Source organism: Pseudomonas poae (genome assembly GCF_001439785.1).
GTDB lineage: Bacteria > Pseudomonadota > Gammaproteobacteria > Pseudomonadales > Pseudomonadaceae > Aquipseudomonas > Aquipseudomonas poae.
Genome location: NZ_JYLI01000006.1, coordinates 188,233 through 203,328, shown reverse-complemented (window position 1 = coordinate 203,328; position 15,096 = coordinate 188,233). Strand labels below are relative to the sequence as shown.

The 15,096-nt window shown below is 62.9% G+C and carries 14 protein-coding genes and 1 riboswitch; of the genes, 3 read left to right on the top strand and 11 right to left on the bottom strand.

The features are described from left to right. Positions 1 to 608 precede the first annotated feature (608 nt). From TU75_RS09810 to cobO, 6 genes are read right to left on the bottom strand one after another with little or no spacing between them, the layout of a single operon-like run. Positions 609 to 2,060 (bottom strand): cobyric acid synthase, encoded by a 1,452-nt coding sequence (locus TU75_RS09810; RefSeq protein WP_060548811.1) that lies wholly within the window; start codon positions 2,058 to 2,060, stop codon positions 609 to 611. Further along, positions 2,057 to 3,046 (bottom strand): threonine-phosphate decarboxylase CobD, encoded by a 990-nt coding sequence (cobD, locus tag TU75_RS09805; protein WP_060548810.1) that lies wholly within the window; start codon positions 3,044 to 3,046, stop codon positions 2,057 to 2,059. The genes TU75_RS09810 and cobD overlap by 4 nt, the downstream gene beginning before the upstream one ends. After that, positions 3,039 to 3,947, bottom strand: a complete 909-nt coding sequence (gene cbiB, locus TU75_RS09800) for an adenosylcobinamide-phosphate synthase CbiB (protein WP_003238813.1) — start codon at positions 3,945 to 3,947, stop codon at positions 3,039 to 3,041. Before cbiB ends, cobD begins: the two co-directional genes overlap by 8 nt. Then, complete coding sequence (gene bluB, locus TU75_RS09795) at positions 3,944 to 4,594, bottom strand: 5,6-dimethylbenzimidazole synthase (RefSeq protein WP_060548809.1); 651 nt, start codon at positions 4,592 to 4,594, stop codon at positions 3,944 to 3,946. Before bluB ends, cbiB begins: the two co-directional genes overlap by 4 nt. Next, positions 4,591 to 5,958, bottom strand: coding sequence for a cobyrinic acid a,c-diamide synthase CobB (locus TU75_RS09790; protein WP_060548808.1), 1,368 nt, complete (start codon positions 5,956 to 5,958; stop codon positions 4,591 to 4,593). Before TU75_RS09790 ends, bluB begins: the two co-directional genes overlap by 4 nt. Beyond that, positions 5,955 to 6,566 (bottom strand): cob(I)yrinic acid a,c-diamide adenosyltransferase, encoded by a 612-nt coding sequence (gene cobO, locus TU75_RS09785; protein WP_060548807.1) that lies wholly within the window; start codon positions 6,564 to 6,566, stop codon positions 5,955 to 5,957. The genes TU75_RS09790 and cobO overlap by 4 nt, the downstream gene beginning before the upstream one ends. Before the next feature lie 79 nt (positions 6,567 to 6,645). After that, positions 6,646 to 6,900, bottom strand: a riboswitch (cobalamin riboswitch). 99 nt (positions 6,901 to 6,999) lie between these two features. On the opposite strand from cobO, the gene TU75_RS09780 reads away from it, so the two are divergent. Next, a complete protein-coding gene (locus tag TU75_RS09780) occupies positions 7,000 to 8,310 on the top strand; it encodes a PQQ-dependent sugar dehydrogenase (protein WP_060548806.1) in 1,311 nt (436 codons plus the stop codon). A gap of 125 nt (positions 8,311 to 8,435) precedes the next feature. On the opposite strand, the gene TU75_RS09775 is transcribed toward TU75_RS09780, so the two are convergent. The 5 genes from TU75_RS09775 to TU75_RS09755 form a co-directional block, all read right to left on the bottom strand. Next, complete coding sequence (locus TU75_RS09775; RefSeq protein ID WP_003238823.1) at positions 8,436 to 8,981, bottom strand: C40 family peptidase; 546 nt, start codon at positions 8,979 to 8,981, stop codon at positions 8,436 to 8,438. 145 nt (positions 8,982 to 9,126) lie between these two features. After that, the gene (locus TU75_RS09770) at positions 9,127 to 9,756 is read right to left on the bottom strand and encodes a C40 family peptidase (RefSeq protein WP_060548805.1); all 630 of its coding nucleotides are present in this window, start codon (positions 9,754 to 9,756) and stop codon (positions 9,127 to 9,129) included. A gap of 209 nt (positions 9,757 to 9,965) precedes the next feature. Beyond that, positions 9,966 to 10,670: a DnaA regulatory inactivator Hda gene (hda, locus tag TU75_RS09765; protein WP_003238826.1), complete on the bottom strand. Its 705-nt coding sequence runs from the start codon at positions 10,668 to 10,670 to the stop codon at positions 9,966 to 9,968. A gap of 203 nt (positions 10,671 to 10,873) precedes the next feature. Continuing rightward, positions 10,874 to 11,947 carry an AI-2E family transporter gene (locus tag TU75_RS09760; protein ID WP_003238829.1) on the bottom strand — a complete coding sequence of 358 codons (1,074 nt, stop codon included), beginning with the start codon at positions 11,945 to 11,947 and terminating at the stop codon, positions 10,874 to 10,876. Between the two features lie 36 nt (positions 11,948 to 11,983). Beyond that, entirely contained in the window at positions 11,984 to 13,024 is a 1,041-nt protein-coding gene (locus TU75_RS09755; protein WP_060548804.1) for a DUF2066 domain-containing protein, read from the bottom strand. A 356-nt stretch (positions 13,025 to 13,380) separates the two neighbouring features. On the opposite strand from TU75_RS09755, the gene purM reads away from it, so the two are divergent. Then, a complete protein-coding gene (purM, locus tag TU75_RS09750; protein ID WP_003238832.1) occupies positions 13,381 to 14,439 on the top strand; it encodes a phosphoribosylformylglycinamidine cyclo-ligase in 1,059 nt (352 codons plus the stop codon). Continuing rightward, a complete protein-coding gene (gene purN, locus TU75_RS09745; RefSeq protein ID WP_060548803.1) occupies positions 14,439 to 15,089 on the top strand; it encodes a phosphoribosylglycinamide formyltransferase in 651 nt (216 codons plus the stop codon). The genes purM and purN overlap by 1 nt, the downstream gene beginning before the upstream one ends. The last annotated feature ends 7 nt before the right edge of the window (positions 15,090 to 15,096 follow it).

The window sequence follows — 15,096 nt, the reverse complement described above, 5'->3', positions numbered from 1 at the left end:
GTGCGGGCACACCGAGCCTGAGCGAGGTGCCGAGTGGTGGGGCGAGAGCCTTTTGGTTACTTTTGGGTTCTTCCAAAAGTGACCCGCTGTGAGAGCGGAACCATAAGCCGCCGTTACCGCAACAACGGATATGTACACCGAAAAACCACCATCGGGAGCAAGCCCCCTCCCATATTTGGAACGTGGCGTTTCAATTACATAGTGATCGACTCTAAGGCCGCCATCGCGGGCAAGCCCGCTCCCACAGAAACGCACATCAGCTGTTGATCTGGCTGTTGATTTTGATCTCAGGCGCCCCGTAAAACCACGCTGGCCGAACGCAGGTTTGAATCCGTGGGCAACCCGGCAGGACGCCGGGTTAGCCGCACTGGGCCAGGGATGGCCCATTGCGGCGGCCCACGGATTCAAGCCTGCGTGCGGGCACACCGAGCCTGAGCGAGGTGCCGAGTGGTGGGGCGAGAGCCTTTTGGTTACTTTTGGGCTCTTCCAAAAGTGACCCGCTGTAAGAGCGGAACCATAAGCCGCCGTTACCGCAACAACGGATATGTACACCGAAAAACCGCCATCGGGAGCAAGCCCGCTGCCACAGGGAATCTGTCCGTACACCGTCAGATTCCACACAGTTTGCGCAACAACGCGGTGTCCAGATGGTTCTCCACCAAATCCGCCAACCGCTCGATATCCCGCTCACGCAGCGCGTGGTAATCCACCTCCTGCACATCCTGCAACCCGGCCCAACGCAGCAAGGCGCTGCACGCGGCGGGGGTTTCGAACAAACCGTGCAAGTAGGTGCCAAGGATTTGCCCGTCAGCACTGTGCGCGCCATCAGTGCGCCCATCATCCAGCAGCACCGCAGCACGCGTCAGACCGTCACCCGACGTCACCCCCGCATGAATCTCATACCCACTCACCTCAGCGTCTTCCAAAAACAGCCGCCCACGCACATTGCGCAACTGCTTCTCTTCTTCCAACGTGGTGCTGAACCCCAGCAGTCCCAGCCCGTCACTGGACCCTGCAGCCCCTTCCAGCCCAAGCGGGTCATGCACCTGCTCACCCAGCATCTGCAAACCACCGCAAATCCCCAGCAGCTTGCCGCCATAGCGCAAATGCCGCGCCACGGCGCTGTCCCAGCCATTGGCGCGCAGATACGCCAAATCACTGCGCACACTTTTCGAGCCCGGCAGGATGATCAGGTCGGCGGCCGGGATCGACTGGCCCGGCCCCACGAACTGCAGATCCACCTGGGGGTGCAGGCGTAACGGGTCGAAATCCGTGTGGTTGCTGATGCGCGGCAATACCGGCACGACCACCCTGAGCACCTGGGCGACCTTGTCGATCTGGCGCCGGTCGATGCCGTCCTCGGCTTCCAGGTGCAGGTCCATCACATAGGGCAACACGCCCACCACCGGTTTGCCGGTGCGTGCCTGAAGCCAATCGAGCCCCGGCTGCAGCAGCGCAATGTCGCCGCGAAAGCGGTTGATGATAAAACCTCGGACCCGCGCCTGTTCGCTGGGCGAGAGCAATTCCAGGGTGCCTACCAGATGGGCAAACACGCCGCCACGGTTGATATCGGCGATCAGCAGCACCGGGCAGTCCACCGCTTCGGCAAAACCCATGTTGGCGATGTCGTTGGCGCGCAGGTTGATTTCTGCCGGCGAGCCCGCGCCTTCCACCATCACCACCGGGTAGGCTGCGCTCAGGCGCGCATGGGAGGCCAGCACCGCCTGCATCGCGATGGCTTTGTAATCGTGGTAGGCCACCGCGTTCATGCTGGTGACGGCACGGCCGTGGATGATGACCTGCGAGCCGGTATCGCTGTTGGGTTTGAGCAACACCGGGTTCATGTCGGTGTGGGGCGCCAGGCGGGCGGCTTGGGCCTGCACCGCCTGGGCGCGGCCGATCTCGCCGCCTTCGGCGGTCACGGCGCTGTTGAGGGCCATGTTCTGCGGTTTGAACGGCGCCACTGCCACGCCCTGGCGCACCAGCCAACGGCACAGCGCGGTCACCAGGGTACTTTTGCCGGCATCGGAGGTGGTGCCCTGCACCATCAGCGTACTCATGCCGCCTCCCGGTAAGCGACCAGTGCCGCATCGAGGCGCAGCCAGTCGGCCTCGGTGTCGGGCAGGCCGAAGCGCAGGCTGCTGTTGTGCGCAAACAGACGCAGCAGGATGCCGCGCTGGGCCATGAATTCGTGCAGCCGCTCGGCGTGTGTCGTGATCAACCATTGGAACAGGGCACAGCCGCCCTGCGGCTGAAAGCCGTGGCGCTCGAGCAAGGCAAACAAACGCTGCCCGGCCTCGACACAGCGCGCGCGCTGGCGCGTGTGCCCGTCGGTATCACGCAAGCAGGCCTGACCCAGTACACGCGTCGGCCCGCTGACGGCCCAGGGGCCGACCTGCTCGGCGAGCAACTTGAGCAATCGCCGCTCGGCCAGGACAAAGCCCAGCCGCACACCGGCCAGGCCAAAGAATTTGCCGAATGAGCGCAGCACGATCAGCCCGACCTGATGGGCATGGCCCGCCAGGCTCAGGTGCGGGGTGACGTCCATGAAGGCTTCGTCCACCACCAGCCAGCCTCCGCGCTGCGCCAGGCGGGCGTGCCAGGCGAGCAGGCGTTGCGGGCTCAGGCTCAACCCCGTGGGGTTGTTCGGGTTAACCACTACCAGCACATCGAGGCTGTCGAGAAAGAAGTCGACTTCCTGCTCCTGTACTTCGCGCACCACATACCCGGCGCGACGCCAGGCTTCGGCGTGTTCGGCGTAGCACGGCGACAGTACGCCGACCTTGCCGGAACGACGCAGGCGCGGCAGCAACTGGATGGCCGCCTGCGAACCGGCCACCGGCAATACATGCGCCGCGCCGTAATATTCGCTGGCGGCCAACTCCAGGCCATCGTCGGTTTCCGGCAGACGCGCCCAGGCGCGCAACGGGATCTCGGGAATCGGCCAGGGCCACGGCGCCAGACCACTGGACAGGTCGAGCCACTGGTCTTCGGCAATGCCGTACTGGATTGCCGCCTTGCGCAGGCGTCCGCCGTGTTCAAGCATAAAATTGCGCCCCCGCGCACAGAATCAGCAGCCACAGCCATACGCCGCGCTGTACCAGTTGCCAGCCCCGCTCGATGGCATCGGCATCCGCCGCCGGGCCTTCGCCCAGCGGTGGACGCTGATGCAGCTCGCCGTGATAGATCGCCGCACCACCCAGCGCCACGCCCAGCGCGCCCGCGCCGGCCGCCATCACTGGCCCGGCGTTGGGGCTGTCCCAGGTCGGACCCTGGGTACGCCAGCACTTGAGCGCCAGGCGGGTCTTGCCCAGCACGGCGTAGGTCAAGGCCACCAGCCGCGCAGGAATATAGTTGAGCACATCGTCAATTCTGGCCGCTGCCCAGCCGAAGCGCTCGAAGCGTTCGGTGCGGTAGCCCCACATCGCGTCCAGCGTATTGCTCAGACGATAGAGCACCACGCCCGGCACGCCGGCGACCACAAACCAGAACAGTGCGGCAAATACTGCGTCGCTGCCGTTTTCCAGCACCGACTCGGTGGCAGCGCGGGCGACGTCGGTGGCGTCCAGTTCGGCGGTCTCGCGGCTGACCAGGTAACTCACCCGCGTGCGCGCCTCAACCAGGTCATCGCTGCGCAGGGCCTGGGCCACCGGTATCACATGCTCACCCAGGCTGCGCATGCCCAGGGCGCAGTACAACGCGAGGATCTCCAGCGTCCAGCCAATATAAGGCGCCCATGACAAGGCGGTGGCCAGCAGGGTCAACGGCACCACCGCGATGACCCAGGCGGTGACCCCATGGCTGCGCCAGCCGCGCCCACCGCTGTTGAAGCGTTGCTCGATGCGCCCGGCAAAGTTGCCGAATGCCACCAGCGGATGCCAGCGCCTGGGCTCACCCAGCAGCGCGTCCAGCGCCACGGCAGCGACGCACAGCAAGGCCACACTCATTGACTCACTCCCCACGCATTTTCATACAGCATCTCACTCAACGGCTGTGGCTCGCGCCAGCCCTCGAGCTGCAGCATTGGCGCCGGATAAAATTCGGCGACAGGGCCCAGGCACAATACGGCCAGGGGCTTGGCACCTGGCGGCAAGCCCAGCAGGTCGGCCAGGGCCTGGGGTTCGAACAACGACACCCAGCCCATGCCCAGCCCTTCCACCCGCGCGGCCAGCCACAGGTTCTGGATTGCGCAGGACAGCGAGGCCATGTCCATTTCGGGCAAGGTGCGACGGCCGAAAATATGCCGTTCACGGTCATCCATCAGCGCTGCCACCAGCACTTCGGCGCAGTCGTGGATGCCTTCGACCTTGAGCTTCATGAACTGGTCGGAACACTCCCCCAGGGCCTGAGCGGTGCGCACGCGTTCGTCTTCCACCAGGTGCTGGATCCGCCCGCGCAACGAGCGGTCGCTGATGCGGATAAAGCGCCAGGGCTGCATCAGGCCCACGCTGGGGGCCTGATGTGCGGCCTGGAGCAGGCGCTGCAGTAATTCGGGGGCGACCGTGCCACCGCTGAAGTGGCGCATGTCGCGGCGTTCGGCGATGGCGCGGTAGACGGCGTCGCGCTCGGCCAGGGGGAATGCGTGGTCGGTCATGGCCCTACCGTTTGATCTGTAAACGCTATCAATGTGGGCGCTGGATTGCCTGCGACAGCGGTCTTGAGATCCGGCGCAAAAAGCGCGGCCACCGCCGCCGGATTCGACGGGAAATAAAAGTGCACATAGGAAGCGGTCATCCGGCCCTGCCGATACACCGCCTCGGCACCGCGCCCGCCATTGGGGCTCAGGCCACGGGCGATCGGATCCCATTCGGTGCTGGTCAGCGAATGGTGATAGGTGTGCCCGCGCAACGTGCCCTCCGGCAGCTCGACACTCTGCAGCGCCAGCGCCGCCAGTTTCTTCTGCATCACCGCGTCGCCCCGCAACAGGCCCACCAGTTCGACGCGGATGCCGTCAACGTCGGTGAGCGAGTCGAGCAGATACAACATGCCGCCACACTCGGCGAGCAAGGGTTTACTCGCCGCGTGATGGGCACGAATGGCTGCGAGCATCGAGGTATTTTCCGACAGCGCCTGGTGATGCAGCTCCGGGTAACCACCGGGCAGGTACAGGCTGTCGGCCTCAGGCAACTGACTATCGTGAAGCGGTGAGAAGAACCTCAGCTCGGCGCCCATCGCCCGCAACAGGTCCAGGCTGGCGCCATAGGTGAAGGCAAACGCTTCGTCCCGGGCGATGGCAATGCGCACGCCGGCGAGCAACGGCTCGGCCGCGATCACCTCGGGCACGGCAAAGGTCACCGGTGGCGGCACCGCCACTTCGCAACTGCTGCCCAGGGCCTGGGCGGCGGCGTCCAGGCGCGCATCGAGGTCATTGAGCTCGCTGGCCTGCACCAGGCCGAGGTGACGGCTGGGCAGTTCGATTCCAGTCTCGCGGGACAGCGCGCCGTACCAGCGCAGGCCTTCGGTGAGGCTGCCTTCGAGCAACTGCGCATGACGCAGGGTGCCGACCCGGTTGGCCAGCACGCCGGCGAACGGCAGGTCCGGCTGATAGCGCGCCAGGCCCAGGGCCAGTGCGCCGAAGGTCTGGGCCATGGCGGTGCCGTCGATCACGCCGAGCACCGGCACACCGAAATGTCGCGCCAGGTCGGCGCTGGAGGGCGTGCCGTCGAACAGGCCCATGACGCCTTCGATCAGAATAAGGTCGGCCTCGCCCGCCGCTTCCCACAACAGGCGGCGACTTTCCTGCTCGCCCACCATCCACATGTCCAACTGATACACCGGCGCACCACTGGCGCGCTCGTGGATCATCGGGTCGAGGAAGTCCGGGCCGCACTTGAATACGCGCACCTTGCGCCCCAGGTTGCGGTGCAGCCGGGCCAGGGCGGCGGTCACGGTGGTTTTGCCCTGGCCGGACGCCGGTGCGGCAATCAGAACGGCCGGGCAATGACGGGGCTGATTCAAAGTTCGACGCCCTTCTGAGCCTTGATGCCGGCCTGGAATGCGTGCTTGAGCATGCCCATTTCGGTGACGGTGTCGCCCATTTCAATCAGCTCGGGCTTGGCGCCACGGCCGGTGACCACCACGTGCTGCATCGGCGGGCGGGCCTGCAGGTCGCTGAGGACCTGGTCAAGGTTGAGGTAGCCGTGCTTGAGGGCAATGTTCAATTCATCCAGCACCACCAGGCCGATGGAGGGGTCCTGCAGCATTGCCCGCGATACCGCCCAAGCGGCTTCGGCGGCGGCGATGTCGCGCTGGCGGTCCTGAGTTTCCCAGGTGAAACCTTCACCCATCACGTGAAAGCGCACCTGCTCGGGGAAGCGGCGGAAGAACATCTCTTCACCGGTGCTGAAACGGCCCTTGATGAACTGCACCACACCGCACTGCATGCCGTGGCCCATGGCACGGGCCAGCATGCCGAAGGCCGAGCTGCTCTTACCTTTGCCGTTGCCGGTGAGCACCAGCAGCAGGCCGCACTCATTCGGCGAGTTGGCGATGCGCTCGTCGATCAAGGCTTTTTTGCGCAGCATGCGCGCCAGATGGCGCTCGTCGCGTTCGGGGGAATCGGTCATGGCAGCTCTCCGTTGGGGCTGGACAAAAACGGCGGGCAGGAACAAGCACATACAGACAGCCAAGCATCGCCCACCGTGATGCTGTTGAATGTTCAAGGCCGGTCTCCGGACTCATGAGTGGCGCCTGCACGTATCAAGCGCAGGCAAGCCGGCGGCGCGCCTTCCCATATCGCGGGCGATACAGTGGCAAACAGCACCGTGTTGACTCATTTACCGTTGCGGGGGCAGCGCCGGGATCGCGGCAGCACTGTGTACAAGTGCGCTCACTCACCGGCTTCCCTGTTTCACTCTGTCGACGCACGCGCCACGGAGCACCTGGAACAAGCGGCGAAGGTTAGTGGGTTGGGGGTGGAGCGTCAATTAAAGCTGGCCTGGCACTTGAACCATCCCGCGCTGGCAATCCTCTACCCTTACAGGCATTCAGGAGAAAACCATGCATAAAACAAGACTCGCCTTACTCATCATGCTCGCCGGCACCCTTGCCGCCTGCGGTGAAAGCTCGACGCTGCAGGTGTCGGATGGCACCGGGCCGTCGCCCAAGTTGCCGCAACCGAACAAGACGCTGATCCCAACAGTAAACATCGCACCGGCCATCGGCTGGCCTGAAGGCGCCAAGCCGACCGCCGCCGCTGGCACTCAGGTCGCTGCGTTCGCCGAAGGCCTGGACCACCCGCGCTGGCTCTATGTGTTGCCCAATGGCGACGTACTGGTGGCCGAAACCAACGCGCCGCCCAAGCCGGATGATGCCAAGGGCATTCGCGGCTGGGTGATGGAGAAAGTCATGGGCCGCGCCGGCGCAGGTGTGCCGAGCCCGAACCGCATCACCCTGCTGCGCGATGCCGACCACGACGGCGTGGCCGAGACACGCACGGTTTTCCTGGAAAACCTCAACTCGCCATTCGGCATGACCCTGGTGGGCAACGACCTGTACGTGGCCGACTCGGACAAGCTGCTGCGCTTTGCCTATCAGCCGGGCGAAACCGCGATCAAAACCCAGGGCACTACAGTCGTCGATTTGCCAGGCGGCCCGCTGAACCACCACTGGACGAAAAACGTGGTGGCGAGCAAGGACGGCAGCAAGCTGTACGTGAGCGTAGGTTCCAACAGTAACGTTGGCGAAAACGGACTGGAGGCCGAACAAGGCCGCGCAGCGATCTGGGAAGTTGACCGCGCCACCGGCCAGCACCGGATTTTCGCGTCGGGCCTGCGCAATCCCAACGGCATGGCCTGGGAACCGCAGAGCGGCAAACTGTGGACGGCCGTCAACGAGCGCGACGAAATCGGCAGCGACCTGGTGCCGGACTACATCACCTCGGTCAAGGATGGCGGCTTTTATGGCTGGCCGTTCAGTTACTACGGTCAGCATGTGGACGTGCGCGTGACGCCGCAGAATCCGGAGCTGGTGGCCAAGGCCATTGCGCCGGACTACGCCGTGGGCCCGCACACCGCATCCCTGGGGCTGACCTTTGCCGAAGGCAGCAAACTCCCGGCGACCTTCAGCAACGGCGCGTTCATCGGCCAGCACGGCTCGTGGAACCGCAAGCCGCACAGTGGCTACAAGGTGATCTTCGTGCCGTTCGAGGGCGGACAACCCAAGGGGCAGCCGGTGGACGTGCTGACCGGGTTCCTCGACAAAGACGAGAAAGCCATGGGCCGGCCAGTGGGCGTGGTCATCGATCAGCAGGGGGATCTGCTGGTGGCCGATGATGTGGGGAATAAGGTGTGGCGGGTTTCAGCTAAATAAACACCGCAAAACACATGTGGGAGGGGGCCTGCTCCCGATAGCAGTGGATCAGTCAATGAATGGTTGAACTGATGCACCGCCATCGGGAGCAAGCCCCCTCCCACATGTGGATCCTGGTTTGAGCGTTAAGGATTGCGCGCCAGATGCTCGGCCGGCAATACGCGCTTGGCGCTCAGGTACGCATTCTGCCAATACGCCTTGGACAAGGTATCCAGCTTCACCGTGCCGCCGGTTTGCGGCGCATGCACGAAACGGCCTTCGCCCACATAGATGCCCGCATGGCTGACCTGGGAACCGCCGCCGGTGGCGAAGAACAGCAAGTCACCGGTCTGCAGGTTCTGCTCACTCACATCCTGGGCGCGCATCACGATCAGTTCGCGGGTGGTACGTGGCAGGGAAATACCGGCCGCATCGCGGTAGACGAAGCCGATCAGGCCGCTGCAATCGAATCCCGAGTCCGGCGTATTACCGCCCCAGCGATAAGGCGTGCCGACCAGACCGAGTGCACGGAAGAGCACGTCTTCGGCCGCAGGCGAGAAACTTTGGGTGGCAGCGTAGTTGAACACCGGCTTGGGCTTGACGGCGACAGGCGCCGGCGGCGGTGGACGGCTTGCGCAGGCGCTGAGCAGCGCGGCGCAAACAAGAAGCATGAGGCGGGCCGAGGTCGACATGGGCAGAACAATCCTGGTCTGGATGCGGCTTTTCGCTGCCGAACGCTGAAAACCAGAACGCGCAAGCAGGGCTCGCGCGAACGGATTACAACAATGTCCAGAGATTCTAGCCCTTACGCGTCAAACTTCAAGTATCACTTTAACTTTACTTACTGGCGGTCACTGTAGACGGGGCCATGGCGAGTGCGCGCTTGGCTTCGATGAAGGTTTTGCTCCAGTAGCTGTCGCCCAGGCTGTCGACTCGAACGCCGCCACTGCGACGGCTGCTGGAGTGGATAAACTGGTTATCGCCCAGGTAGATACCGGCGTGGCTGACACGACCACGGCCTGCCGTACTGAAGAAAAGCAGATCGCCGGGCTTGAGGTTGTTGCGCGCGACCAACGGTGCTTTCACGTTGATCATTTCGCGCGTCGAGCGTGGCAGATTCATGCCCGCCTCTTCACGAAACAGGTAACCGATAAAGCCGCTGCAATCGAAACCGGCTTCAGAGGTACCACCAAAACGGTAACGGGTACCGATCAGGGACATGCCACGTTCGAGGATGCTGTCGGCCAGCACAGGAAGCTGGTAAGGCTTGCTGCCAGAAAAATCGGTCAGTTCTTTTTCGGTTGCCAGCTCTTCTTCGTAAACGGAAGCAGACTGCGCGGCAACGAATTTTGCCTGGCTTTGAACCTGTGGTTTTTGCTGGACAGCCACTTGCTGGGGCTGGGAGGCGCAACCAAACAACAGGGTGACGAGTGCGAGAGGCACGAGGGGTGCGAAGCGATTTAGCATGGGCACGACCGTGGCTGGTATGTAAAGAAGCCGAGACTATGCCCGCTATCAGATCGATTTGCAAATTCAATCGAGGTCTATGTGACTTGGCAATTGGACTGCGACATCTAAGCCGTAATTCCATTTAATGAGCAAAATGCGTGGCCGATGCGGCTCAAACGCAGGATTTCTGGCGCCTGAAAAATGCCGAATCCATGCAAATCAAACAGTTACCAGCCCAACGTCTCTTTGAGAAAAGGGATCGTCAATTTTCTTTGCGCCTGCAGGGACGCCTGATCAAGCTGTTCGAGCAAATCGAACAGCGCGCTCATGCTGCGCGTGCCACGAGTGAGAATAAAATGACCGACTTCGTCGGTAAGGTGCAGGCCGCGACGAGATGCACGCAATTGCAGGGCGCGCAATTTGTCTTCGTCGGACAATGGTCGCATCTGGAAGATCAGCGCCAGGGTGAGACGGGACTTGAGGTCGGCCAGCTTGACCGGCAACTCCCGGGGCGAGGTGGACGCGGCGATCAACAGGCGCCTGCCGCTGTCGCGCAGGCGGTTGAACAGGTGGAACAAGGCTTCTTCCCACTGCGCCTTGCCGGCGATAACCTGCAGGTCATCCAGGCACACCAGTTCGTATTGCTCAAGGTTGTCGAAGATGCCGATGCCATGGTCCATCAGCTCGGCCAACGGCAGGTACACCGCCGGCTCGCCCATCTGCTCGAAGCGCAGGCACGCGGCCTGCAACAGGTGGGTACGCCCCACGCCATGCTTGCCCCACAGATAGATCAGGCTTTCCGTCCACCCGGCGTCGGCTTCGCATAGCCGCTCGACATAGCCGAGTGCTGCGGCATTGGCGCCTGGGTAGTAATTGATAAAGGTTGCGTCATCACGCAGACGCACACCTAGGGGCAGCTGAATCGGTTTCATGCTGACTGAACGGCTCCCATCGAACCGCTAGTGGCCTCTGTGTAAAGTTCGCAAAGTCTATACCCGTGACGCCGGGCGCACAATGCAGCAGACCACAAGCAAAATCAAAGGTTTGCGTTAACCTGCCGGTTTACACGGATTGTTTGACGCCCCCACCTTATAAACAACAAACCCGGCCAGAAGCCGGGTTTGTCGTACTGCGATTACAGCTCGGGGTCTTCGACGCCGGTGTATACATCCGAATCCTTGTACAGCACGTGTACATGCCGTACCAACACCATGATCACCGCCGCCACGGGCAGTGCCAGCAGGATCCCGGTGAAGCCGAACAGCTCACCGCCCGCCAGGATCGCAAAGATCACCGCCACCGGATGCAGGCCGATTCGATCGCCCACCAGCAAGGGCGTCAGCACCATGCCTTCGAGGGCCTGGCCGACCATGAACACCGCGACAATCCCCAACATCGGGTACAGGTCGCCGCCGAACTGGAACAACCCGGCCACCAGCGCAGCGCCGATCCCGATCACAAAGCCCATGTACGGCACGATGGCCGCCAGGCCTGCGATGAGGCCGATCAACAGGCCCAGCTCCAGGCCGATAGCCATCAGCCCGGCTGCATAGATGATGCCCAGCGCCAGCATCACCAGCAACTGGCCGCGCACAAACGCACCGAGTACCTCATGACACTCTGCAGCCAGGGACACCACGCGCTCTTCACGGTCTCGCGGCAGCAGGCCGCGAATCTTGGCCATCATAATGTCCCAGTCGCGCAGCAGGTAGAACGCCACCACCGGAATCAGCACCAGGTTCGTCAGCCAGCCGATCAGCGCCAGGCTTGAAGCAGTGGCCTGGCTGAGCACCACACCGACGATGTCGGTGGTCTGGCCCATATGCTCGCTGATCGCGGCTTTGACCTTGTCGAACTTCCAGAACCCTTCCGACAATCCGAGTTTGGCCTGAGCCCACGGCATCGCCGTGTGCTGCAGCCAGTCGAGCATCTGCGGCGCCAACTCGTACAAACGAAACAGCTGCTTGGCCAGCATCGGCACCAGCACCAGCACCAACGCGGTGATGATCAACGTGAACAGCGCGAACACCGTCACCACGCCCAGGGTCCGCGAAAGTCCGAGCTTTTCCAGGCGATCCACGACCGGATCGAACAGGTAGGCGAGCAACAACGCGACCAGGAACGGCGTCAGGATCGAATGCAGCAGGAATACAAAAACGCACAGCAGGACAATCCCGCCAAGCCACACCCAACGACGCGTATCCGCCATACACCACTCCAATTGCTTCTATATAAGGAAGAACATTTACCAACGAAAACGCAGTTGCGCCTGAGGTTCAGGTGCCGCTGCGGGTTGCGTGCCATCGACTGCGGGTGGCTGGACCGGGGCTTCACCTGCGGGCACTTCCTGCAACCTGGCCAGGCTCAGTTGGGTCCGCAATTGATCGGCACTGCCGTTGACGCGATACACAATGCGATTACCGTCCACCCACTGCGGCTGCCCCCCAAAGGGTTCCAGCAGGTGACCCAACGTGGCATAGCGCTCCAGGTTCATGCCCTGCACTTCCAGCAATTGTTCGGTGGTCACGCCCGGCTTGACGGCAAAGCGCGGCGCGAGCTTCTGGCTGACGGCCAGCAGCACTGCGTCGGCGACTGCAGCGGTGTCGGCGCCTTGCGCGGTGCCCTGCTCGCTGCTATCGCCCAGCCACAGCCGCCATTTGGCCTGCCACTGGCTGCCTTCCTGACGCGCGTGCACCGCAAGCAAAGCGTCTGCGCCGTAGCGCTCGGACGCGGCGCGCAACGGCGTGGCGTCGGCGCTTTCCAGATTCGGCGCGGTGGCGACCACCTGCTCATTCAGATCACCCAACGGCAGACGCAACGGCAGACCGCGATGCTGCGCGGCACGGCGCAGTGCCTGGGCGACGGTCTGACCATCACCGACCAGGCTGCTGCCTTCGGTGGAATCGTTCAGCCACCAGCCGAGGATCGAGGGGCGGTTGCTGCCCCAGATCGACAGGCCCGCGTCACGCAACGCACGGTCCGTGCTCACCGGGTCGAAATCCACCTGCAGGCTTTCCGGCGGGCCGGCGTCGTAGCCGTATTGCGTGATGATTTGCTGCGGGTCTTTGCGGATCGCCGCCAGGCCCGGGCCTTCGGCGGCCTTGGCGTCGCCGGTCAGGCGTAGCACCAGGGTCTGCAACGCGCGCTGGGTGGCCTGGTCACGCTCCTGGGGCGACTGACTGCTCACAGGTTCGAGTACTTGATAAAGGCCATTGAGGGTTTCGGCATGACTCGCCAGGCTGACCAACGACAAACAGCCCACAAAAAAGAATTTACACAAACGCATGGAAGATTCCCGAACGACAAATTTAGCGGGTGGAACAGACCGCGTGCACCCGATTCAGCCAGGCTGTGACCACAGTGATTGGTAAAACATTCACAGGGCCGCGGTAAGTTTTCGTGCTGTCACAACGATAGCTTGCTCAAGGCTATACCTTAATACGCACCAGGGCAGAGCCGGTGAGCATTTTTTTAATCGGCTTTTTTAGCCTATATGCCCCTGCCCGTCGGCCCGAGGATGGCCGCTGCCCTTCAAGCCTGATAAAATCGCGCGCCTTCGCAGACCGTCAACGTCGAGGCCTTTTCACAAACGCCGCCGTCGGCTCGGTCGTTACCCAGAAATCCCCCCTAAAGGCCTGGATCATGAGCAAGCAACCCTCCCTGAGCTACAAGGACGCCGGTGTAGACATCGACGCCGGTGAAGCATTGGTCGAACGCATCAAGAGCGTCGCCAAGCGCACTGCGCGCCCCGAAGTCATGGGCGGCCTGGGCGGTTTTGGCGCCCTCTGCGAAATCCCGGCCGGCTACAAGCAGCCTGTGCTGGTGTCCGGCACCGACGGCGTGGGCACCAAGCTGCGCCTGGCCCTGAACCTGAACAAGCACGACACCATCGGCATCGACCTGGTCGCCATGTGCGTCAACGACCTGGTGGTGTGCGGCGCCGAGCCATTGTTCTTCCTCGACTACTATGCCACCGGCAAGCTGAACGTAGACACCGCGGCACAGGTAGTGACCGGTATCGGCGCTGGCTGCGAACTGTCGGGCTGCTCCCTGGTCGGCGGCGAAACCGCTGAAATGCCCGGCATGTACGAAGGCGAAGACTACGACCTGGCTGGTTTCTGCGTAGGTGTCGTGGAAAAGGCCGAGATCATCGACGGCTCCAAAGTCGCTGCTGGCGACGCCCTGCTCGCCCTGCCATCCTCCGGCCCACACTCCAACGGCTACTCGCTGATCCGCAAGATCATCGAAGTGTCCGGCGCCGACATCGAAAACACCCAACTCGACGGCAAACCGCTGACCGACCTGCTGATGGCCCCGACCCGCATCTACGTCAAGCCACTGCTCAAACTCATCAAGGACACCGGCGCGGTCAAGGCCATGGCCCACATCACCGGCGGCGGACTGTTGGACAACATCCCGCGCGTGCTGCCAAAAGGCGCCCAGGCGATTGTCGACGTGGCCAGCTGGCAGCGCCCGGCAGTCTTCGATTGGCTGCAGGCGCAAGGCAATGTGGACGAGACCGAGATGCACCGCGTACTCAACTGCGGCGTGGGCATGGTCATCTGCGTGGCGCAGGAACACGTTGAAACCGCGCTGAACGTCTTGCGTGAAGCCGGCGAGCAGCCTTGGGTGATCGGCCAGATCGCCACTGCCGCGCAAGGCGCAGCCCAGGTCGAACTGAAGAACCTCAAGGCTCACTGATGCCTGGGACCTGTAATGTCGTGGTGCTGCTTTCCGGCACCGGCAGCAACTTGCAGGCCTTGATCGACAGCACGCGCACCGGCGACAGCCCGGTGCGCATCGCTGCGGTGATTTCCAATCGCAGCGACGCCTACGGCCTGCAACGCGCCAGGGATGCCGGCATCGACACCCGCTCGCTGGATCATCAGGCATTCGACGGTCGCGAGGCTTTCGACACAGCCCTGATCGAACTGATCGACGCCTTCAAGCCCCAACTCGTGGTCCTGGCCGGTTTCATGCGCATCCTCAGCGCGGATTTCGTGCGGCACTACGCAGGGCGCCTGCTCAATATCCACCCTTCCCTGCTGCCCAAATACAAAGGCATGCACACCCATCAGCGCGCGCTGGACGCCGGCGAAAGCGAGCACGGCTGCAGCGTGCACTTTGTCACTGAGGAACTCGATGGCGGACCTCTGGTCGTACAGGCAGTGGTTCCGGTAGAGTCGGGTGACTCGGCGCAGAGCCTTGCGCAACGGGTTCACGCCCAGGAACACAGCATTTATCCACTGGCTGTTCGCTGGTTTGCCGAGGGACGATTGATTCTCGGTGAACAGGGTGCATTATTGGACGGTCAGTTACTCGCGGCCAGCGGCCACTTGATTCGAACTTAGGAGATTT

Bases quoted from the DNA above. Each gene is read 5' to 3' on its own strand.
- TU75_RS09810 (WP_060548811.1), bottom strand. From the start codon at position 2,060: ATGAGTACGCTGATGGTGCAGGGCACCACCTCCGATGCCGGCAAAAGT.
- cobD (WP_060548810.1), bottom strand. From the start codon at position 3,046: ATGCTTGAACACGGCGGACGCCTGCGCAAGGCGGCAATCCAGTACGGC.
- cbiB (WP_003238813.1), bottom strand. From the start codon at position 3,947: ATGAGTGTGGCCTTGCTGTGCGTCGCTGCCGTGGCGCTGGACGCGCTG.
- bluB (WP_060548809.1), bottom strand. From the start codon at position 4,594: ATGACCGACCACGCATTCCCCCTGGCCGAGCGCGACGCCGTCTACCGC.
- cobO (WP_060548807.1), bottom strand. From the start codon at position 6,566: ATGACCGATTCCCCCGAACGCGACGAGCGCCATCTGGCGCGCATGCTG.
- TU75_RS09780 (WP_060548806.1), top strand. From the start codon at position 7,000: ATGCATAAAACAAGACTCGCCTTACTCATCATGCTCGCCGGCACCCTT.
- TU75_RS09775 (WP_003238823.1), bottom strand. From the start codon at position 8,981: ATGTCGACCTCGGCCCGCCTCATGCTTCTTGTTTGCGCCGCGCTGCTC.
- TU75_RS09770 (WP_060548805.1), bottom strand. From the start codon at position 9,756: ATGCTAAATCGCTTCGCACCCCTCGTGCCTCTCGCACTCGTCACCCTG.
- hda (WP_003238826.1), bottom strand. From the start codon at position 10,670: ATGAAACCGATTCAGCTGCCCCTAGGTGTGCGTCTGCGTGATGACGCA.
- TU75_RS09760 (WP_003238829.1), bottom strand. From the start codon at position 11,947: ATGGCGGATACGCGTCGTTGGGTGTGGCTTGGCGGGATTGTCCTGCTG.
- TU75_RS09755 (WP_060548804.1), bottom strand. From the start codon at position 13,024: ATGCGTTTGTGTAAATTCTTTTTTGTGGGCTGTTTGTCGTTGGTCAGC.
- purM (WP_003238832.1), top strand. From the start codon at position 13,381: ATGAGCAAGCAACCCTCCCTGAGCTACAAGGACGCCGGTGTAGACATC.
- purN (WP_060548803.1), top strand. From the start codon at position 14,439: ATGCCTGGGACCTGTAATGTCGTGGTGCTGCTTTCCGGCACCGGCAGC.